Annotated in this window: 22 protein-coding genes; 21 read left to right on the top strand and 1 reads right to left on the bottom strand. The window is 42.4% G+C overall.

The genetic code is table 11. From position 1 onward, the window contains the following. Positions 1-14: 14 nt before the first annotated feature. The 12 genes from M3205_RS03230 to M3205_RS03175 all read left to right on the top strand — a co-directional run bounded on the left by M3205_RS03230 (position 15) and on the right by M3205_RS03175 (position 11,193). On the top strand, positions 15-419 hold the full coding sequence (locus M3205_RS03230; RefSeq protein ID WP_251168608.1) for a hypothetical protein: 405 nt from the start codon (positions 15-17) through the stop codon (positions 417-419). Between the two features lie 51 nt (positions 420-470). Next, positions 471-1,979 (top strand): tripartite tricarboxylate transporter permease, encoded by a 1,509-nt coding sequence (locus M3205_RS03225; RefSeq protein WP_251168607.1) that lies wholly within the window; start codon positions 471-473, stop codon positions 1,977-1,979. 482 nt (positions 1,980-2,461) lie between these two features. Continuing rightward, the gene (locus M3205_RS03220) at positions 2,462-2,767 is read left to right on the top strand and encodes a hypothetical protein (protein WP_251168606.1); all 306 of its coding nucleotides are present in this window, start codon (positions 2,462-2,464) and stop codon (positions 2,765-2,767) included. Positions 2,768-3,416: 649 nt separating this feature from the next. Then, a complete protein-coding gene (locus M3205_RS03215) occupies positions 3,417-3,563 on the top strand; it encodes a hypothetical protein (protein WP_251168605.1) in 147 nt (48 codons plus the stop codon). Between the two features lie 212 nt (positions 3,564-3,775). Next, positions 3,776-4,531 (top strand): DUF2087 domain-containing protein, encoded by a 756-nt coding sequence (locus tag M3205_RS03210; protein WP_251168604.1) that lies wholly within the window; start codon positions 3,776-3,778, stop codon positions 4,529-4,531. A gap of 17 nt (positions 4,532-4,548) precedes the next feature. Next, positions 4,549-4,902, top strand: coding sequence for a GIY-YIG nuclease family protein (locus M3205_RS03205; RefSeq protein ID WP_251168603.1), 354 nt, complete (start codon positions 4,549-4,551; stop codon positions 4,900-4,902). A gap of 186 nt (positions 4,903-5,088) precedes the next feature. Further along, positions 5,089-6,060 carry an N-acetylglucosamine kinase gene (locus tag M3205_RS03200; protein ID WP_251168602.1) on the top strand — a complete coding sequence of 324 codons (972 nt, stop codon included), beginning with the start codon at positions 5,089-5,091 and terminating at the stop codon, positions 6,058-6,060. 160 nt (positions 6,061-6,220) lie between these two features. Beyond that, positions 6,221-6,901: a GntR family transcriptional regulator gene (locus tag M3205_RS03195; RefSeq protein ID WP_251168601.1), complete on the top strand. Its 681-nt coding sequence runs from the start codon at positions 6,221-6,223 to the stop codon at positions 6,899-6,901. Positions 6,902-6,919: 18 nt separating this feature from the next. After that, the gene (locus tag M3205_RS03190; RefSeq protein WP_251168600.1) at positions 6,920-7,972 is read left to right on the top strand and encodes an NAD/NADP-dependent octopine/nopaline dehydrogenase family protein; all 1,053 of its coding nucleotides are present in this window, start codon (positions 6,920-6,922) and stop codon (positions 7,970-7,972) included. A 32-nt stretch (positions 7,973-8,004) separates the two neighbouring features. Beyond that, a complete protein-coding gene (locus M3205_RS03185; RefSeq protein ID WP_251168599.1) occupies positions 8,005-8,574 on the top strand; it encodes an MptD family putative ECF transporter S component in 570 nt (189 codons plus the stop codon). A gap of 30 nt (positions 8,575-8,604) precedes the next feature. After that, positions 8,605-9,417 (top strand): energy-coupling factor transporter transmembrane component T family protein, encoded by an 813-nt coding sequence (locus tag M3205_RS03180; RefSeq protein ID WP_251168598.1) that lies wholly within the window; start codon positions 8,605-8,607, stop codon positions 9,415-9,417. 24 nt (positions 9,418-9,441) lie between these two features. Then, positions 9,442-11,193 (top strand): ABC transporter ATP-binding protein, encoded by a 1,752-nt coding sequence (locus tag M3205_RS03175; RefSeq protein ID WP_251168597.1) that lies wholly within the window; start codon positions 9,442-9,444, stop codon positions 11,191-11,193. A 95-nt stretch (positions 11,194-11,288) separates the two neighbouring features. On the opposite strand, the gene M3205_RS03170 is transcribed toward M3205_RS03175, so the two are convergent. Then, a complete protein-coding gene (locus tag M3205_RS03170) occupies positions 11,289-12,545 on the bottom strand; it encodes a dicarboxylate/amino acid:cation symporter (RefSeq protein ID WP_251168596.1) in 1,257 nt (418 codons plus the stop codon). Between the two features lie 443 nt (positions 12,546-12,988). Between M3205_RS03170 and M3205_RS03165 the strand changes: the two genes are divergently transcribed. From M3205_RS03165 to M3205_RS03125, 9 genes are all read left to right on the top strand, one after another. Beyond that, positions 12,989-13,879: a Vgb family protein gene (locus M3205_RS03165; protein WP_251168631.1), complete on the top strand. Its 891-nt coding sequence runs from the start codon at positions 12,989-12,991 to the stop codon at positions 13,877-13,879. 174 nt (positions 13,880-14,053) lie between these two features. Continuing rightward, positions 14,054-14,638 (top strand): TetR/AcrR family transcriptional regulator, encoded by a 585-nt coding sequence (locus M3205_RS03160; RefSeq protein ID WP_396105064.1) that lies wholly within the window; start codon positions 14,054-14,056, stop codon positions 14,636-14,638. Between the two features lie 14 nt (positions 14,639-14,652). Then, entirely contained in the window at positions 14,653-16,134 is a 1,482-nt protein-coding gene (locus M3205_RS03155) for an o-succinylbenzoate--CoA ligase (protein ID WP_251168594.1), read from the top strand. Between the two features lie 4 nt (positions 16,135-16,138). Beyond that, positions 16,139-16,555 carry a MaoC family dehydratase gene (locus M3205_RS03150; RefSeq protein ID WP_251168593.1) on the top strand — a complete coding sequence of 139 codons (417 nt, stop codon included), beginning with the start codon at positions 16,139-16,141 and terminating at the stop codon, positions 16,553-16,555. After that, positions 16,555-17,559, top strand: coding sequence for a 3-oxoacyl-ACP synthase (locus M3205_RS03145; RefSeq protein WP_251168592.1), 1,005 nt, complete (start codon positions 16,555-16,557; stop codon positions 17,557-17,559). Before M3205_RS03150 ends, M3205_RS03145 begins: the two co-directional genes overlap by 1 nt. Before the next feature lie 101 nt (positions 17,560-17,660). After that, positions 17,661-18,839: a substrate-binding domain-containing protein gene (locus tag M3205_RS03140; protein ID WP_396105062.1), complete on the top strand. Its 1,179-nt coding sequence runs from the start codon at positions 17,661-17,663 to the stop codon at positions 18,837-18,839. 25 nt (positions 18,840-18,864) lie between these two features. Then, positions 18,865-19,638 carry an ABC transporter ATP-binding protein gene (locus M3205_RS03135; RefSeq protein ID WP_251168590.1) on the top strand — a complete coding sequence of 258 codons (774 nt, stop codon included), beginning with the start codon at positions 18,865-18,867 and terminating at the stop codon, positions 19,636-19,638. Next, the gene (locus M3205_RS03130; RefSeq protein ID WP_251168589.1) at positions 19,616-20,320 is read left to right on the top strand and encodes an ABC transporter ATP-binding protein; all 705 of its coding nucleotides are present in this window, start codon (positions 19,616-19,618) and stop codon (positions 20,318-20,320) included. Before M3205_RS03135 ends, M3205_RS03130 begins: the two co-directional genes overlap by 23 nt. Before the next feature lie 19 nt (positions 20,321-20,339). Continuing rightward, positions 20,340-21,209, top strand: coding sequence for a branched-chain amino acid ABC transporter permease (locus tag M3205_RS03125; protein WP_251168588.1), 870 nt, complete (start codon positions 20,340-20,342; stop codon positions 21,207-21,209). The last annotated feature ends 17 nt before the right edge of the window (positions 21,210-21,226 follow it).

Below are 21,226 nucleotides of genomic sequence, written 5' to 3'. Positions count from 1 at the left end.
TGAGGAGCAAATCTATGACAATAAATATTCCTAAAATACTGGTGCCAATTCTGTTGATCCTGATTGGCATTACAGTGACAAATTTATTGAATGATTGGCAGGCATTTCTGTTTCCAGTAATCATTTTGATATTCATGCTGTTCGCATGCTTTGGCTGGATGAAAAATAGTGGAGTGATTAACAGCAGTGAATCACTTCGCTTTTTCCCGGTTTTACTCATCATCCTTTACTCTTTTTCTCTACCATTTGTGGGTATTTGGATTTCAACGCTTTTATTTATTGTAATATTACAGGCTTTTCTTGATAAGCGTTTGAAAGTAATAAATCTGGCCAGTTCCATTATTTTTGGGAGTTTGCTGATTGTTTTGTTCCAGGAGCTTCTTGCGATTACATTTCCCGCGGGAACCTTCTGGAATTGATATCACGATTATATGAATGTAGCAGTATGCATCAAAAAGGAGTAATGGTTTATGGAGACTTTAGCAAGTGGGCTATTGGGTGGATTTACGTTAATTTTCACACCTGAGTATCTGCTTTTTTGTATATTGGGAATTCTATTAGGCATGCTGTTTGGAAGCATACCTGGGTTATCTGCCATTATGGCGATATCTTTGCTGGTGCCTTTCACATATACGATGGATCCGATCACGTCGGTTGTGTTTCTAATTTCGATTTTTATTGGCGGTTTATATGGAGGAACCACAACTGGGATCATGTTCAATATACCCGGAGATAGCGATAGTGCGATGACAGCGGTAGATGGCTATGAGCTTACCAAAAAAGGCGAATCTCCAAAGGCATTAGGATTTGCCATTGTCTCAACTGCTTTAGGGTGTCTGATTGGAACAATTGGCCTTGTTTTTGGGACGAATCTTTTGGCGGAATTCAGCTCGTTTTTGGGTCCCGTAGAGATCATGGGACTTGTGCTGATTGCTCTTGCCTCCATGATCTATACAGGAAACAATACGTATAAGACCGTATTTTCCATTATGTTCGGCCTGTTTTTATCCACTGTGGGAATTGCTCCATTAACAGGAATTGACCGATATACATTTGGAGTTTCCGATATACAAAATGGCTTTGATTTTGTTCCTGTCATCATAGGTCTATTTGCGATGTCAGAGGTATTTGTTAAAATATCTAATTTTAAGCAATCAAACAAGGTTGAAAAAAAATCATCCAAAATTGTTTTGCCTAAAATAAGAGAACATATCAAAATGAGATGGACTTACATTCGGTCTTCCCTAATTGGGCTCCTGATTGGCAGTCTTCCAGGGATAGGAGCAACCGTTGCCAGTGTTGTAGGATATACGACTGAAAAAAAGGTTTCAAAAAAGAAGGAGCAGTTTGGAAAAGGTGTGCATGAAGGTGTAATTGCACCGCAAACAGCAAGCTCAGCGGCAGCGGTTGGCACTTTTATCCCTTTGCTTGGAATTGGTATTCCCGGAGGAGCAGTTGCTGCTATTTTAGTAGGTGTATTCCAAATACATGGATTGCAGCCAGGACCACTTCTATTTGCACAAAATAGTGATTTGGTCTATACGATCTTTGCCTCTTTATTTCTGGCAACCTTTTTTGTCTTAATCATTGGAATGATGGAAGTGAAGGCCGCTGTATCCATTATGAAGCTTCCGCAAAGCTTTATTTGGACATTTATCACCGTTTTTTCAATCATGGGTTCATTTGCGGCAAGTCATAGGATATTTGATGTCACGGTTATGCTGATATTTGGCTTAATCGGCTTTTTGGCAAAAAAGTTAGATATATCAATTCCGGCAATCGTATTGGGATTAATATTAGGACCAATTCTGGAGCCTAATCTGCTCAGAGCATTAATCATGTATGAAAACAATCCATTATTATTTTTTACAAGACCGGCAGGAGGAGCTTTTATTCTTATTTCTATCGTATTGTTTGTATTCCCGCTATTGAAGAGGAATAAAGGAAAAGAGAATGATAGTAATTATAAAGCTGTATAACGATAAAAAGTATTATTTATTTTATTTGATTAGTCCTGCAAGGGCTCCTGAATGCATTCGTATACAGGAGCTTTAATAATAGGAGGACCTTTCGAATAAATCGTTATATTCCTAATCAAAGTTGTCCGTTGATTGCAGCGAGGGGAGGCTCAGCGAACCGCTGGGCGGGCGCTGAGCCTCCTCGACGCTACGCGTCTGCGGGTTCTCGCCTGTCCCGCTACTCCCGCAGGACGTTGAATAAGCTTCCTTGAGTACTCACCGCTCGAAGAAAATGCGCATGCATTTTCGAGGATCTCGCACACCAGCTACAATCAACTCAGTAGATATATACAAATAGCAACATACTTTACGAAAACAGCTTACAAGAAAGAGCCTGAGCTATTAAAACTTGCCAGGCGAAAATATAAATCCTATTTTATTTGAATTGCTTTAATAATTACAGATCAGTTAAGTTGCAAGCATATAAAAAGGAGGGGGTTCCTATGGAGTCATTGTTAAAGATAAATAGACAAAAACCTATTTTTCACAGTAAAATCCTTAACTTGCCGGATTTGCATTTTTTCAATTGGTGTAATCGGCGATATGGGATCAATAAGGGCGTATATAATACGATTGATGAGTGGTTTTTTCAGGAGGGTAACGTAAATATTCTTACCCGGAGAATCCTGCTCTTATCATTTTTGGAATATATCAGCGATAAAGGGCTTAAGCATGAAAATCATAAGTATATTAAATTTGGAAATGGCGGCCTTGTTAAAAGGCTGAAAGAATTTAATTCCATATACTGAAATATTAGCAGAGTGGAGGGAAATCCTGTTAAGCGACATTAAGATCTTGTGCAAAGTGCCAATATCATCTTTCTGCTTTATATTATTTTCTTATGATCCCCACCCTCCTATGGAGGAAAGGAATTTATTGATGGCCTAATTTGAGTTACCGAGACATTCGCTTTTTATTGGTGATACAAATTGGGCTTTTTTGCTTTCATTACTTTGATTTAAGGGAAGTCGCTGAATAGAACCTGACGAAAAATTATTTCGCTATTTTGCATTTATAAAACAAAAAAGTCCCTATATTAAAGGAAGATAACACTCTATTTACAATTTGATAAAGCTCTGCTTGTTCGACATTTTTTTAATTATCGCTTGTTATAATGACATTATTTTAGAAGGAAGGGAGATGAGTATTGGTTCATTCACAGCAGCAGAAATCACTCCTTAAAATAAATTCCAGCATTGGGGGAGGAACCATGATGGAGATATTGCTGTATGTCAGTACATATATTTCTCTAACGATTGCCCTTGGGTGGCTGATCACGGTTGTTTTTAATCTGTTTTTAAAATGAAAACCTTTTAAATCCTTTTTCTCTGCATGCACTCAGAACGATGCGGCTCGTGCACCTCTTTAACGAATCTGATCTCCAGGGAGGAATTCGATATGTGGATATTAACGCTATTTTTACAGGACCGGATCCAAATGTTTGAGTACGACAACAGAGAAGAAGCCAGAGCGGAGCTAAAGAAAGCTAAAGGATGCAAAATTCTATCTGAAATCATTCATTATAGGGATTATGAAAATAAATAACATACTCCTGGAAATCGGGAACCTAAAATGTGAAAAGACCTTCTTCTATTGAAGGTCTTTATTTATTTTATAAACATATGCCTATTTTGTTTAAGAATAAAAATAAAATTTGTTTATAAAATATTGACTATATCTAAACGATATCTTATTATGTTTAATGTAAACCAAACAAATATTGAATTTGTTTAAATAAATTAGGGTGTGTTGTCAAAATGGAATTATCAAATCAATTTTGGGACTCCTCCTTGGAGGAGCTAAAGCAAGGCTTCATTGAAGAAAAAGAAGCATACACTTGCCTGTTATGCGGGGAAAAGACGGAAAAAGGGATCGTCTACCCATACAAAGATCGATTTTATGAAGCAGAACGCTATATGCGCATTCATATTGAAACGGAGCATATTTCTGTATTTGACTATCTGCTTTCGATGGATAAAAAACTTACAGGGCTTACGGATCATCAAAAAAGCCTTCTCCAGCTTTTTTATCAAGGCATAAGCGATAAGAATATTCAAAAGGAACTGGACATGGGAAGCACTTCGACCATTCGCCATCACCGTTTTGCCTTAAAGGAAAAGGAGCGTCAGGCGAAGACATTTCTCGCAATTATGGAATTGCTGAAGGAAAAGGATGAGCACGCACCAGCGTTCCTGCCGGTCCATAAAACAGCCACGATGGTGGATGAACGCTATAACATTACAGAGGAAGAACAAGTGAAAGTTCTCAAGAACTACTTCACTGAGGGCCAAAGTATGTCTCTTGCAAAGTTTCCGCCAAGGGAGAAGCAAAGGCTGATTGTACTGCGGGAGATTGCGGGCAGGCTGAAGTCTGAACACATATATGGCGAGAAAGAGTTAAACCAGGCACTTAAGGGCATTTATGAGGATTATGCTCTGATCAGACGGTATTTGATTGATTATGGATTTTTAGACAGAAAGCCCGATGGCAGCGAGTATTGGCTTAAAAAATAGAAAAACGGGGGATTCCTATGGAACGTAAAAGAGAATTGAAGCAGCAGTTTAAAGAAACGCCCATTGAAGCGGGGGTTTATCAAATAAAAAATACAGTGAACAATAAAGTATTCATTGGCAGCACAAATAATTTAAAAAACTTGAACGGGGTTAAATTTTCACTTGAAACAAATAGTTATATGCCAAATCGGGAGCTGCAGGACGAATGGAATCAATATGGAAAAGAGGCTTTTGAAATCAGCATTCTTGAGAAGCTGAAAAAGAAAGACGATCCGTATTTCAACGAGAAGGAAGCCCTGGGGAAACTGGAGGAAAAGTGGCTGGAGGAACTACAGCCATATGGCGAAAAAGGGTATAATAAGAAAAAATGACGTGTGGGTTTCCACACGTTTTTTCGGGGCTTGTATGAGCAGGCAGCTTGCTTACAGTTCAAGCTAACGGTACAAAATAATTGACTGCTATTAAAATGGGTCGGCTTTATCAAGTAGCTTTCACAATTGCATTCGCTGCAGCTTCATGCAGGTTAAAATACAAGTTTTACTGGAGGCTAATACAATATGTATGTACTAGGAATTGATGGAGGCGGTACAAAAACTAAAGGTGTCATATGTGACGAAAAAGGAAGAGTTCATGCAGAAGCAGCTGTAGGACCAACTAATCCGAATAGCCTTGGCTATGAATTTGTTGAAAAAGAGCTAAGCAGATTACTAGGAGATTTACAGCAGCGTGCACCAGAGAAGTTTGCTGAGGTAAAGAGTTTTTTTGCAGGGATGTCCGGGGTTGACCGTGAAGATGATAAGAGCAAAATGGGGCAGTTATACAAAAAATACTTTCCGGAAGATTGCCTTTTAAAAGTCGATAATGATGCTGTTAATGCCCTATATTCGGGGACTTTGGGACAGCCGGGGGTTGTCAATATCAGCGGTACAGGTTCGATTACTTTCGGAATCAACGATGAAGGTGAGCGAACAAGAGTCGGTGGATGGGGATTTTTGCTTGACGATTCAGGTAGCGGCTTTTCAATTGGAAAACTCGCGCTAAAAGCCGTTTTTGACGAGTATGACGGATTTGGGGAGAAAACGCTCTTAACACCTGCTATTATCAATACCTTAAAAGTAAAGATAGTGCCAGAGCTGATTCCAGTTATCTATGACTTCACAAAAGCGAAAGAGACGATAGCGTCATTAAGCAGGTTGGTTGTTGAAGCTGCAGAAGGCGGGGATCTCATTTCGCAAGAGATTCTAAAGCAGGCTGGCATAGAGATGGGGAAAAACATTCGCAGACTGATTCTTAAGTTGTTTAAGGATCAAGGGGTAAATAAAGAGCTCCCCATCGTATTAGCAGGAGGAAATTATAACAGTGCAGAATGGTTTATTCCTAATATAAAAGATAGTCTTCAATTTCAAAACATAAAACCGGTTATTATTTTACCTGATTTGCCGCCTGTCGCTGGTTCGGTTATTGCAAGTTTGATAAATACTGGTGCAGAAATTGATGCAAGTTTTATAGATAATTTTAAGAATGATTAGAGGGCAGAACTTTGCAGGCCATTTCGTTGAGTAAGGATATAAAACGAAGCAAAAAGACGTTGTGGAGATCCACACGTCTTTTTTAGTGATAAAAGTAATATTACGAAAATTCTGAAATAAAATATAACTGTATACAATTATACGAAGGTGAGGTGCGGGTTTGAACAAAAATTCAGTTTCAGTAAGAATTTCAGCAAAAGACTTTGCTTATCAGGAAATAAAAGAGCGGATTCTTAAATGTGAATACACACCTAATCAGCCAATTGCGGAAGAAGAATTGGCCAAGGATCTTAAAATTAGCCGGACACCTCTCCGTGAAGCGATGCAAAGGCTAGAGCTTGAGGAATTGGTTGTCAGGCAGACGAATGGGAGGCTAAAGGTTGCACCTGTATCTGTCAAGGAGGTCAGAGAGCTCTTTCTTGTCCGCAGCATGCTTGAGGGCATAATTGCAGCGGAAGCGGCAGAGAAGTGTACCGAACAGGATGTTAGACATTTATCCTATTTTGCTAACATGATCAAACAAACTGCAAATGAAAGGGATATGGAGGCAGTCAGCACTTTTGGCAGTCAATTTCATACGTATCTTTATGAAGTAAGCCAGAATAAAACAGCTGTCAAAATACTGCGCCAGCTTAATGATCACATTATGCGGTATCGAAGACTCGCTCATTTTATCGATACTAAGGAAACATCTTTCGAGCACGAGGCCCTTCTTGAAGTGATAGCAAAGAAAGATAAGCACAATGCAGAACTCATGATGAAAAAGCACGTATTAAAGGCAATGGAGAAGGCTGTAACAGCTCTTAAACAATATGAAAACACCATGAATGAAAATGAATAGAAAAAGAAGGAGGATTCTATGACATTTGCAGTGATTGGGGCTGGCAATACAGGGCAAGCGATAGCCGGTTATCTATCTTTACATGGAAAGGAGGTGAAATTATATAGCAGAGATTCCCGGAAAGCAGAAAGAATTTCCAGAAACGGGCTTACCTTAAAAGGTGTGTATTCAGGCAAAGCATCAATAAAAGCCTCAGCTGACCTTAAGGAAGTGACAGAAGACGCTGAATTTATTATTATCACAACGACCGCAGCCGGACACAAACCTATTTTTCATCAGTTAAAGCCATTAGTAAAAATCAATCAAATGATTGCAATCTTCCCTGGGTATTGGGGAGCGATTGAATGCAAAGAAATCCTGGGCAAGACATTTGAAGATAAACAGATCACAATTGCAGAGACAAGTGCCATGCCTTTTGTAAGCAAAGCTGACAATAATGGCAGAGTTCATATCAGTAAAGTGAAACAGAATGTACTCATAGGCTCTATTCCAAATTCCGCTAATACTCCACTCTCATCAAAGTTATTAGATACTTTTCCGCAATTAACACCGACTAAAAATGTCTTTGAAACTTCCATAAATAATACCAATGTCGTTATCCACACACCTATCGCCTTATTCAACGCCAGCCGGATTGATGCTTCTGAGGAATTTCAGTTCTATCCTCAAGGTGTCTCCCCAAGAACCGTCGCATATATTGAAAAACTGGATGAAGAAAGATTGACCTTAGCCCGGCTGCTGGAGGCAGAGACACAAGATATTCTGACATTATTAAATAAATTTTATGGCACGGACTATTCCAGCTTGTATAGAGCTTTACCAGGACTTTTCCCTCATGGGAGCGGACCTTCAACACTGGAACACAGGTATTTTACAGAAGATATTCCTTATGGACTTGTTCCAATATCGGAATTAGGGAAATTAGCCGGAATGAAGACACTGTATACCGACGCGATTATTGAAACGGCATCACTGCTGACGGACAAGGATTTTCGCAAGGAAGGAGTTCATTTTAGCGGACTAACAAGTGAGAGCATACAAACTCTCGGAGGGATTATTCACTCAAAATAAGGTATTCCTTTAAAAACTGAGGGGGTAATGAAATGGAAATGAACAATCAAGTGCAGCAGTTAAAGAGAAGAATTACCGCTGTAGATTTAATTACCATTGTCATCTTCGCTGTCCTGTACAGGGTCCTTTGGTACTTCTTTAAGTTTGCAGGAATTGTGTTCCCTTTTAATCATACCTTTGTCTACTTATTTTGTGCTTTTTGCCTGGTTCTTTGCTGGGTCATTGTCAGAAGGCCTTATGCAGCTTTTTACTATACTGTTGCCTGGTGCGCGATTAATTTCTTTATCCAGGGAGAAATTCCGGTTTACTGGGTATTGGTCGTCATCGCTCCGCTCCTTCCCGAGCTCTACCTGAACATGAGCAAAAAAGCCTTTGAAAATCCGGATGAAGTCTACTCCAGCACAAAACATCTGATCATCGCGGCCGTTCTCTACAACATCGTTTATGAGGCGTTTGTCTGGTGGAGCATTGTCAGCGTGATGAAAATTCCTGTTCCATTCCATTTAATTGGCATCGTGTTTGCTATTTCCATTGTGGGCATGGTCATTGGGACGCTGTTTGGCAAGAAGCTCGGTATGCGGATTAAAACGCTCATGGGCTAAATTCAGTCCACATCCCAGGAGGTGTGATAATTGGCAGCAATAGATTTTGTATCAAACTTGGATGAAGATACTTGGGTTCATAAACTGGATCCAAGGGCAAAGCTGTTTATGATTCTTGGTTTTGTGATTATTCCGCTTTTATTTATGGATCCTCTTTATTTAACAGGCATCCTTCTGTTGGGAATGGTGTTGTGGTTTTCAGCCAGAATTAAGATAAAACCCATTCTTCCTTTACTTGTGACCATCTTAATTTTGGCGATGTCAGCTATAGTGTTTGCAACCTTTTACAATTACAATCAGCCGGATGCAGCCATCCTTTTCTCCATAGGCTCCCTTCAGGCAACTGATGTCGGCCTTTATTCAGGGTTAATCCTGGGGTATCGGATTGGCATTCCCTGTTTTATGACGATTATTATCATCTCCACAACAGACCCGGCTCTGCTGGCTAAAGGCTTGATGAAGATGAAGGTGCCGATCAACGTAGCATTCATGTTCCTTGGCACTTTACGATTTTTCCCGCTGATCTTTGAGGAACTTACGAACATTTCCAATGCGCAAACCATAAGAGGTGTAAATAAAAAAGGGCTGAAGGGCAGCTGGAACAGTTTTAAATTGGCTGTGTTTCCGCTATTAATCAATTCTTTGCGGAAAAGCCGGACAATGGGCCTGGCTGTAGAAAGCAAAGGCTTCAGTAAGATGGCCTGGAAGGAATACTATCAGGATATGAAATTAACAAAAAGGGATTGGATGGCAATCGCTGTAACGATTCTATTCTTTGCTGCTGCCATCTATATTCGTTACGTTCTGGGGCTGGGAGGGACCAATTCCATTGTTTACAGCTAAATCTCTTTAGAAAGGAGAGAAGAAATGGCTGGCAATCCAATTGTGGATATAAAAGGACTCCATTTTTCTTATCCAGGCACAGAAAAGTACGCACTGGATGATATCAATCTGGAAATTAGCAAGGGGGAATTTGTTCTTGTCTGCGGTACAAGCGGAAGCGGGAAGACGACTCTAGCGAAATGTCTGAACGGAATCATCCCCCATCTGGCTGAAGGGCAGTTATCAGGGAATATTGACATCAATGGGAAGAACACTCAGCAAGTTCCAATGCATGACCTTGCCGGCGAGATCGGAATGGTCTTTCAAAATCCAGAGGATCAGATTTTCTCCATACGGGTGGAGGATGAAATTGCCTTCGGAGTAGAATGCCAGGGTTATCAGCAGGGAGTCATTCGGGAAAGAGTTCACTACGCGCTAAAAAAGCTGCGGCTCGAAAACATTAAAAAGCAAATTACCTTTTCACTATCCGGCGGGCAAAAGCAAAAAGTCTCCATTGCCAGCAACCTGGCGATGCTTCCGTCTATCCTTATATTAGATGATCCCACAACCGATCTCGATCCAGTAAGCAAGCAGGAAGTAATGGACATTCTCATGGAATTGAAAGAAGAAATCGATACAACCTTTATCATTATCGAACATGATCTAAACGATTTGATCGAAGCCATTGATAGAGTAATCATTATGCACGAGGGATCAATTCTTTATAATGGAGTACCGAGCGATGTTTTTTATGCTCACTTTGATGAACTGGACTCACTCGGAATCCGAATACCGGACCATATCAGACTGGCAAAATACCTGATTGATACAGGACATTCTAGTCGTTCTAATCCCATCTCCAGGAAAGAGGTTAATGAATGGGTAAAAGAACTTCTGGAATCCGGAGAACTTGCCCTGCCGCAGCAGCAGGCCGAAATGAAGAATGTGAACGGAGAGTGCGTGGCTAAGCTGGAAGGTGTAAATTTCAGCTATCAAAAGGGCAAGCAGATTCTTTATGAGATAAATCTTGAAGTGCAAAAAGGCGAGTTCCTGGCGATTGTTGGGCACAACGGCTGTGGAAAATCCACTTTAATGAAAAACTTAATTGGGCTGCTGAAGCCCAGCCAGGGTTCTGTTATGATTAATAATAAAAATACGAAAAAACATAAAGTGCAGGATATTATATTGGATATTGGCTATGTTTTTCAAAACCCTGACAATCAGCTTTTCTGCAATTCCGTAGAAGAGGAAGTGGAATTCGGTCTCATCAACCGGGGCTGCAGCAAAGAAGTGATTGAAGAACAAGTAGAGCTGGCCATTCAAACAGTGGGATTACAGGAGAAAAGAAGGAAACATCCGTTTTCTCTCAGCAGAGGCGAAAGACAGCGGCTGGCAGTAGCTACCATGCTGGTATCAAACCCTAAAATCATCCTCCTGGATGAGCCGACTACAGGCCAAGATGAGCAGAGCCTTAAAGCTCTTTTAACACTAATGAATAAACTGATCGTTGAAAAGGATGCGACGATTATCATGATTACACATGATATGGAGGTGGTTGCCCAATATGCAAGCCGGGTAGTGGTCATTGATGAGGGAAAAATTGTACTTGATGGGGATCCGAGTGAAGTATTTTTCAAAAGCTACCAAAAGCTGAATTCACTAAAATTAAAGCCGCCAATTATCTCGCAGTTTTCGGCAGATTTAGCAGTTGAGGGTTTTCCAAAGGTTACAAATTGGGATATGTTCAGCAGTCATATTATTAATTCTGATAAGTTCGGGAAAAAATCTATTATTTAATAGATTGAAGGGCACTGGAGGGAATCCGGTGTCCTTTAATAATAAAAGGGCCGGAATGATTCGAGTTCATCCCAGCCCTCTTTACTATTTACATGTTATTTTGCAAGCAATGATTCCTTAAGCCAATTTTTCCCCTCAACAATCCGGCTGACCATCATGGCCGAAACCGTATTGCCGGCTGAATTCAGCAGGGTAGCCGGTGCATCGATGATTGTAGAGATAACAGCGATGATCGGCAGGACTTCTGGCGGGAAGCCGAACACGCTCAAGATGAGCATTTCGCCAATCATTCCGCCGCCAGGAATGGCACCCATAACAGCTCCAACCAGGAACGAAACAGCCAGAATAGTCAGGATGCTGGTGATACTCGACATGTCTTTCCCAAACAAGCTGAACAGGAACATAATCTTAAACACTCCACCAAGAACAGAGCCGTCTTTATGCGTGTTAGCCCCAAGCGGGATCATGGTTTCCGCGATATCCTGTGGAACACCCATTTTTCTGACAGCCGCAAGGTTAATTGGAATACAGGCGGCACTCGAACATGTGGCAATCGCACTGACAGAAGGGGTGATTGCATTTTTCCAGAACACCTTGATGCCATTTTTTCCGCCAGCCGCAAAGGCATACAGCGTAAAGAAACCAAAGAAGTAAATTAGCGTTAATACCAGATAAAGAACAAACACACGTACATATCCGCCGAGAATCTGCGGACCAAGCTCACCAATGATCGTCGCGAAGTAACAGCCGAGACCGATTGGTGCATAGTACATCACAAACCCAACAATTTTCATCATCACGGCTGAACCAGATGAAAGAAGGTTGGCAATCGGTTTGCCTTTTTCACCTGACATCGCTGTTGCCAATCCGAATAAAATCGAGAACACAATCAGCTGCAGCATGTTATTCTTCGAGAACAGCATTTGGAAATCAGGAACCGTGAAGGCCTGAACGAGCTGCCCCAGGAACGTGATTTCTTCTGCCTCAGGATCGATGGACGCATCTGTCATGATGCTTTTAATGGCAGAGACATCTGTATTCTTCAGCGGATCCACAATGGAGATTCCGATGAAGCCCAAGATGGCTGAAATGACTGCCGTAATAAAAAATACGGTGAAAATTCCAGCCATGATCTTTCCAAGCCTTTTCATTCCTCCCATATTCGCAAGGCTCGATGCGATGCTGAAAAAGACAAGCGGCACAATGATCATAAACAATAAATTTAAAAATAAATCCCCAAACGGCTTTACAACCGCAGTTTTCGGGCCAAAAACCACTCCAGCAACTCCGCCGACCAGGATGGAAAGGAGCAGGAAGATGGTTAATTTGTAATTTGCAAAAACCTTTTTCATGATGTCTCAACCTTTCTGTGTAATTCAACACTCTATTATATATTAAAATGGTTTCTTAAAAGAAGACCGTTTGAATATTTCCCATTATTCTAATTATTTCATCTCTATTGGTCAAGCAACAATTGACATCATCCAGTAAATGTCATAAAGTGAGAGTATTCAAAGCTGAAAGGGTGAAGAAACGCACATGATCCTTTAATCCTGCAATTAGAGAAAATCGATAGTACAGCCTCGCGTTCCGTTCAATACCATGTGAAATGGGCTTTAGGTATCGATGATTTTTTCTGAGACAGGATTGAATGTGTGTGCTTTTTGACTTGAAGAACGGCTATATTTCAAAAAGCCTATTTAAGTCTATGGTTTAGCGGCACTGCCTCCTGTCTGGGAAATTCGGGATAGGAGGCTTTTGTTTAGGGAATTTTTTGTGATTCGGAGGTAAAATGATGGAATTTATATTACAGGAGATCATACTTGATCGTACAAATACTGCCCCATATGGAATCGCTGCTTCAGAAAAGGGCGATGTCTGGTTTACACAGCATAAAGCCAATATGATCAGCTGCATCGGATTGGATGGAGAAATAACTAAATACCCAGTGCCGACACTGGATGCAAAGGTCATGTGTGTAATGGTGTCTTCAAAAGATGAGGTCTGGTTTACCGAGAATGGGGCAAACAATATTGGTAGGATTACGAAGGAAGGGACTATCCAGGAATATCCCTTGCCCCAGCCAGATTCAGCACCGTATGGGATTACGGAAGGGAGAAATGGTGATATCTGGTTTACTGAATTAAACGGAAATCGCATTGGGCGGATTAAGGATGATGGATCTATACAAGAACATGATCTCCCTACTGAAGGTTCGTACCCATCGTTTATCACACTTGGCTCTGATGGTGCGCTATGGTTCACTGAAAACCAAAATAATGCCATTGGAAGAATTACGGAAAATGGGGAAGTGACGGAGTTTGCCATTCCCACTCCTGCTTCCGGGCCGGTCGGAATTGCAAAAGGAAACGATGGAGCACTTTGGTTTGTAGAGATTAACGGCAATAAAATTGGCCGTATTACTGAAACAGGAGAAATAACAGAATACGAAATTCCTACATCTAACGCCAGGCCGCATGCCATCACAGCAGGGAGAGGAAGTGAAATATGGTTTACTGAATGGGGAGCTAATAAGATTGGAAGGCTTACAGCCAATGGGCTGATTGAGGAATTCTCAATTGAAACTGCTAACGCTGAACCTCATGGCATTACATCCTGTGATGATGGGACTATATGGTTTGCATTAGAAGTTGATCTGATTGGGAAAATTACAAGAAACGATTAATTGATTAGGTTAATATTACCTACCCCCGCCACTTTAGTCTGGGCGGGGGTTTTGTTGCTGATTTTTTACTAGATTTATTTTGTCTATAAATATTAATGAAAATTATTGTTGTAATTTTAAGAATATTAATTATAATAAAGTTGAGAGGTGATTCAGGTGTCAATTAAAAATGGAATTGAGGAAAAAGCACTAACCCCAAGAGGAATTGAAACGCGTGAAAAATTATTAAAAGCAGCTGAGGAGATCTTTGGGCAGAAAGGCTATTTTGAAGCTTCCATAGTCAATATTTCACAGGAAGCGAAAGTCGCCCAGGGAACTTTCTATAATTATTTTCCTTCAAAGAAAGATATATATGATGAACTGATCCGCAGCTACAGCCGCGATCTGCGCAGTGCAATTAAAGAAGGAATGGCAGGGAGCTCCTCATTTGAGGAAGCACAGCGAAATGGCTTTTTCGCATTCTTCAGCTGGGTCAAAAACCATCCGAATTTGTACAGCATTGTCCAGCAGGCAGTAGTAGTGGATCAGGAGCTGTTCCGGTGGTATTACGGTAAGCTCGCCAATGGTTTTTTAAAGAGTCTGTCTCAAGGGGTTGAAGCTGGTGAGTTTAAGGATCTGGACCAGGAGACAGTGGCTTACTGTTTAATGTCGATCGGTCAGTTCCTCGGTATGAGATGGGTGTATTGGGAAAAGAAAGAGGTTCCTGAAGAAGCCTTTGATGCAGCGATGACTCTTATCTTCCAGGGTCTAAAAAAGTAAGGAGGGGGAGTTCGATGAAAGGGATTGCCTATTGGATACAAAAATGGGCATTTACACATCCAGATCGAACAGCAATTATTACAGAAAACGAAGAAGTGACCTACAGGCAGCTGAATAAAATGATTGATTCAGCTGCGGTGAATATTCATGAAAAGCTGCAGGGAAGAAAGGGCGAACGCATCGCCATTTTGTCACACAACCGCATCGAATACATTGTCCTGCTATTTGCCATAGCAAAGATAGAGTGCGTGGCCGTCCCGCTCAATATTCGTCTAAGTGCAAAGGAATTGGTCTATCAGCTCAATGACAGCGGTTCAAAGCTGATTTTTGCCGAAAAAGAGAATGCCGAGTTTGCAGCTTCCCTTGTCAACCAAAGCGGGCTTGAGAGTGTCGGGTTTATGGAGGATTTAGGAGAGCTTTCACAATCATGCTTTATTAATGAAAACCCAATTGACGAGGAAGCAGCTTATATTATTTGCTACACCTCAGGGACGACCGGCAAACCGAAAGGGGCCGTGCTAACACAGAGCAATATGTTTTGGAATGCGGTGAATAATCGCCTTGCGATTGATTTGACATCCGAGGATCGCTGTATCGTACTACTTCCTCTGTTTCACATTGGGGGAATCGGGCTGTTTGCTTTTCCTTCCTTATTTTCAGGCGGAACGATTGTCATCCCGGGGAAGTTTGAGCCCGAAAAAGCTCTCAGTATGATTGAAAAGCACAGGGTTTCCATTGTGATGGGAGTTCCGACCATCCATCAGGCACTGCTGACAAACCCATCATTCAAAACAGCTGATCTCAGCACAGTCCGCTGGTTCTATAATGGAGGAGCCCCATGCCCGCGTGAATTGATAGATGCCTATTTTGATAGAGGATTTCTATTTGGGCAGGGCTTTGGAATGACAGAGACGTCCCCAACTCTCTTTATGCTCACAAAAGAAGATGCACCACGGAAAAGAGGATCGATTGGAAAGCCGGTGTTATTTTCCGAATATAAGCTGATAGATTCTAATTGGAAAGAAGCCGCAGAAGGAGAAGTTGGCGAGCTGGCAGTAAGAGGACCGAATATCATGAAGGAATATTGGAACCGTCCAGATGCGACTGCCTTTGCCCTGAAGGACGGGTGGCTCCTGACAGGGGATTTAGCAAAAACGGACGAAGAAGGCTTTCTTTACATTGTAGGCAGGAAGAAAGAAATGATCATTTCCGGAGGGGAAAATATTTATCCGCTTGAAGTGGAGCAAGTGATCAGTCAATTGAAGGATGTTATCGAGGTCGCCGTCGTGGGAAATGCTGACCCACTCTGGGGCGAGGTGCCTGAAGCGTTTATAGTAAAAGAAATTGGAAGCGCTTTATCGGAAGGGGATGTTCTCCAGCACTGTCTTGGGAATCTTGCAAAATATAAAATTCCAAAGAAGGTTACATTCTTAAAGGAGCTCCCTAAGAATGCCACCGGAAAAATACAGAAAACAAAACTATTAGTAAGAGGGTGAAAAGATGATCAGTTATAGTGTCGGCCAGCAGGCCTCCTGCAGCAAAACGATTACAGAAACAGATTTTGTAATGTTCGCAGGGCTGAGCGGGGATTTCAATCCAGTTCACATAGACGGAGAATACGCTAAAAAAACGAGATTTAAAAAGCGCATAGCACATGGTCTCTTAACATCCAGTCTATTATCTCAGCTTCTGGGTGTGCATCTTCCCGGAAAGGGATCGATTTATGTGGAACAGACCATCCGGTTTAAAGCGCCTGTTTTCATTGGCGATACAATTACCGCACAAGGAACAGTTCAGGATATTGACATTGAAAGGCGAATACTGACGCTTTTGACAGAGTGCTTCAATCAGGATGGAATAAAAGTGCTGACAGGCACGGCCAAGATGATGGTGCCTGAGGAAGGAGGGGTAATTTGATGGGAATCGGCATTAAATCAACAGGAGTATTTTTCCCCCCTGGAATCGAATCAGCAGCCGACCTGGCTGTAAAAACGGGAATACCGGAGCAAGTGATTATTGAAAAGTTCGGTTTAATCCAGAAGCATGTGGCTGATGACTCTATGCATGCCTCTGACTTGGCTATTGCAGCGGGAAGGCAGGCAATCGAAGGGATGAATCCGCTGTCCATCGATGTTGTGATTTATTTTGGCAGTCCCCATAAAGATTATTATGTCTGGTCCTGTGCTCCGAAAATACAGCATGAATTAGGGGCGAAAAATGCTTATGCCTTTGAAATTATGAATGTCAGCTCCTGTTTTCCGATTGCGCTGAAGGTCGCCAAAGACATGCTAGTCTCAGACCGTTCCATTCAAAACATCCTGCTTGTCGGGGGATGCAAAGAATCACAAATTATCGATTATGCGAATCCGCGCTCACGTTTTATGTTCAATTTTGCAGACGGCGGAACCGCTGCACTGGTCACCCGGGATGCCACACGGAATGAAATACTAGAAAGTGCCATCCTGACAGACGGCTCATTTCATGATGATGTCCGAGCACTTGCAGGAGGATCCAAACATTTTGCCAGCCATGAAACAATTGAACAAAACCTTCATTTTATTGATGTGAAGGACCCGCAATCCATGAAAGAAAGACTGGATCCTGTATCAATTGCGAATTTCGATCATGTAGTTCGCGAAGCACTCCATAGAAGCGGTTATACTCCTCAAGATATCAAACTCCTTTTGCCACTGCATACGAAACGTTCCATGTTCAAAGAACTCTTACAATTACTCGAACTTCCAGAAGAAAAAGCCATTTACTTAGATCACCATGGGCACATGTCTTCACTCGATCCGTGCATTGGACTGCACTTTGCGCAGGAACGTGGCCTGTTAACTCCCGGAGATATTGCGGTTGCGGTCAGTGCAGGAACCGGTTATACGTGGGCTGCGACGGTTGTGGAATGGATGGGCAATTAAAAAAGTAACTGGAAAGTCAGCGAGATTTACATGGCCGAAAGAATATCAATTTAGGGGGAAAGGCTATGAAATTCAATGTAAACCTAATTAAATCGCTATTCATGCTTGGAACTGCGCTTACTCTTATTATTACTTCCGGTTGTTCCGGAGACACAGCTAGTTCAGAGGAAGAAATCATTAAAGTAGGGGTGCTTGCCTCTTTAACCGGTCCTCTCGAGACTTATGGGAAGCAAACAGTTGCCGGATTTGAACTGGGGCTCGATTATGCAACAGAAGGGTCCAATGAAGTAGGAGGCAAAAAAATTGAATTCGTGGTGGAAGATACGGAAACAAAGCCTGATGTAGCGGTAAGAAAAGCAACCAAGCTGCTGGAAGAGGATGAAGTTGATTTCTTAGTGGGTTCATCAAGCTCCGGTGACACACTGGCCGTATTGCCGCTTGCTGAGGAATACGAAAAGATCATGGTGGTGGAGCCTGCTGTTGCTGACAGCATCACCGGCCAAAACTGGAACAAGTATATCTTCAGAACAGGAAGAAATTCGTCACAGGATGCTGTAGCCGGTGCAGCTGCAATTGCGGAAAAGGATGTGAAAATCGCAACCTTCGCACAGGATAATGCGTATGGCCGGGAAGGAATTGTTGCATTTAAGGAAGGTGCCGAAAAGCTTGGTGCCACTGTTGTGAATGAACAGTATGCTGACCCAAATTCGACTGATTTCACAGCGAATATTCAAAGCATTATCAATGAAAAGCCGGATTACCTTTATATCGTCTGGGCAGGCTCCAATGCACCATGGAAACAGTTAAAAGATATGCAGCTGGAGGAGCAGGGAATTAAGATATCCACTGCAGCACAGGATATTGCATCCTTAAAAACGATGGATTCTTTGATTGGCATGAGCGGCTTTTCCATTTACTATCATACTCTTCCTGATAATGAAGTGAATGATTGGCTGGTAGAAGAGCATAAAAAGAAGTTCGACGGGGAGGTTCCTGACCTGTTTACTGCAGGCGGCATGACAGCTGCCATCTCCATTGTAGAGGCACTGAAGAAAACAGAGGGTGATAAGGATGTGGACGGCTTGATTAACGCAATGGAAAACATGGAGTTTGAGACACCAAAAGGAACCATGAAATTCCGGGCTGAGGATCATCAGGCATTGCAGTCCCTGTATGCCGTAACCCTGGAAGAACAGGATGACATAGATCATCCGGTACCGGTGCTGATCAGGGAATTGAATATGGAAGAAACAGAGCCGCCAATTCGTAATGGCCGATAAACATTCAGAGGGAGGGAACGCCAATTTGGCACATATTCTGGAAACCAAAAGCCTGTCTGTTTCCTTTGGCGAGCATGATGTCATCAAGGATGTGAACCTGGAAATAGAGCGGGGGAAACTGACTTCGATTATCGGTCCCAATGGGGCAGGCAAGACGACACTTTTCAACTTGCTGAGCGGCCAGATTGCCCCAACAAAGGGAGAAATTTATTTTAAGGGCTCCAATATAACGAAGCTATCGGTACCTCTGCGGGCAAGAAGAGGCATCGGCCGCTCCTTCCAGCTTACCAATATCTTTCCGGAATTGACCGTGCTCGAAAATATCAGGCTTGCTATCCAATCATCAAGCAAAGATTACTACTCTATTTTACCAAGTCTTACAAACATGAATCACCAGCAGGATGAAGCAAAAGCGGCTATTGAAGGATGTATGCTGAGCGGCAAGGAAGAGGTCCTGGCAAAGGATCTGGCACATGGGGAAAAACGAAAACTGGAGCTGGCCATGCTGCTGGCTCTAAAAACAGAATTGCTTCTGCTTGATGAACCAACAGCAGGCATATCGGTTGAAGAGATCCCTGCCATTCTGGAGGTAATTGAAAATATAAAGAGAGAAGGCATGTACACGATTGTCTTAATCGAACACAAAATGGAGATGGTTATGCATCTGTCTGATACCCTGGTAGTTCTCTTTAATGGAGAGCTCCTGGCAAGCGGTAATCCGAAGGAAATTATTAAGGATAATAGAGTTCAGACGGCATATTTAGGAGGCTTGCACCGTGAGTCTATTAAAACTGGATAATCTCGAAACCTACCTAGGTCAATATCATATTCTTCAGGGGGTTTCCATGTCGGTGGAAAAGGGAAGCATTACCGTTCTTTTTGGGAGAAATGGGGCAGGCAAAACGACAACTTTGCGCACCATCATGGGCTTCAATCCAGCCACCTCAGGCTCCATTCATTATCGCGATCAGAAAATCAGCGGAATTGCTACCCACCTGATCTCCCGAAAAGGAATCGGCTATGTGCCGGAGAATCAGGGGATGTTCAGCGCCCTGACAGTAGAAGAAACCTTGAATCTGGCCAGGGCAAAGAGTAGCGGTGAGACAGAGGAAAAAATGGAGTGGATGATGGACCTCTTTCCGGATTTAAAGAAGTTCTGGAACAAGAAAAGCGGTTTGCTGTCCGGCGGCCAAAAACAGATGCTTGCAATTGCAAGGGCGTATATCAATGGAGATGGACTGCTCCTGATCGATGAACCAAGCAAAGGACTATCGCCGATCATGGTTGAAAAACTCATGGAATCGATTCTGAAAATGAAGGAAAAAACGACGATTCTGCTTGTAGAGCAGAACTTCCTGATGGCAAGTGAAATTGGCGATTATTTTTACATTATGGATGACGGAAAAATTGTCCATGATGGCTGGATGCAGGATTTAAAGGAAGACAAAGAAACCTGCCAAAAATACTTGGGCATAGCCTAAGAAGCGAAGGGGGCTGGAGATGGAAGTCTTTATTAATTTATTAGTCAATGGAGTTTCAACCGGGCTGCTGATATTCCTTCTGGCTGCCGGACTGACCTTAATCTTTGGGCTGATGAGTGTCCTGAACTTTGCCCATGGAGGATTATTCGTGTGGGGTGCTTTTTCAGGTGCATGGATCTTTAAAGAGACAAACAGTTTTTTCTTGGCCATAGCTGGTGCTGCAGCAGTCGGTATAGTCCTGGGCTGGGTACTGGAGAGATTCCTGATCCGCCCTGTCTACGGGAATCATGTCCGGCAGCTGCTGATCACATTGGGCGGGATGCTGGTCCTATCTGAAAGTATTAAAATCCTCTGGGGACCGAATCCGATACGGGTAAACCTTCCAGGGTGGCTCGAAGGAAGCTACCAGTTTGATGGCATCATTATTATAAAATACCGTTTGTTTGTGATTGCCGTTGGACTGCTGCTGTATCTGGCATTATGGCTTTTGCTGAGCCGTACACAGATTGGACTTATGATTAGGGCTGGAGTGCTGGACAAAGAAATGGTTCAGGCGCTCGGAATCAATGTAAAGGGACTTTTTACATTCGTATTTTTACTCGGTGCCGGATTGGCTGCAGTAGGCGGCGCGCTATTGGCACCATATTCCGGAGTGGTCTTTGCGGAAATGGGCATGCAATATGCCATACTGGCTTTCATTGTTGTCATTATCGGCGGGATGGGCAGCCTGCAGGGATCGGCACTGGCTTCCCTGATCGTAGGGGTTGCAGGAGCGTTTATGGCATATTATATGCCTGATTTGTCCCTGGCATTGAACATGCTTCTATTGGCCATCGTTTTATTGGTGAAACCGACAGGGCTGCTCGGAGAAAAGGGAGGTGCCATATGAGAGGGGTCTTCTCTAAA

This window comes from Cytobacillus firmus (assembly GCF_023715565.1).
Taxonomy (GTDB): Bacteria; Bacillota; Bacilli; order Bacillales; family Cytobacillaceae; genus Cytobacillus; species Cytobacillus firmus_C.
The sequence above is the reverse complement of the archived record's forward strand: the minus strand, read 5'-3'. Positions and strand labels throughout refer to the sequence as shown.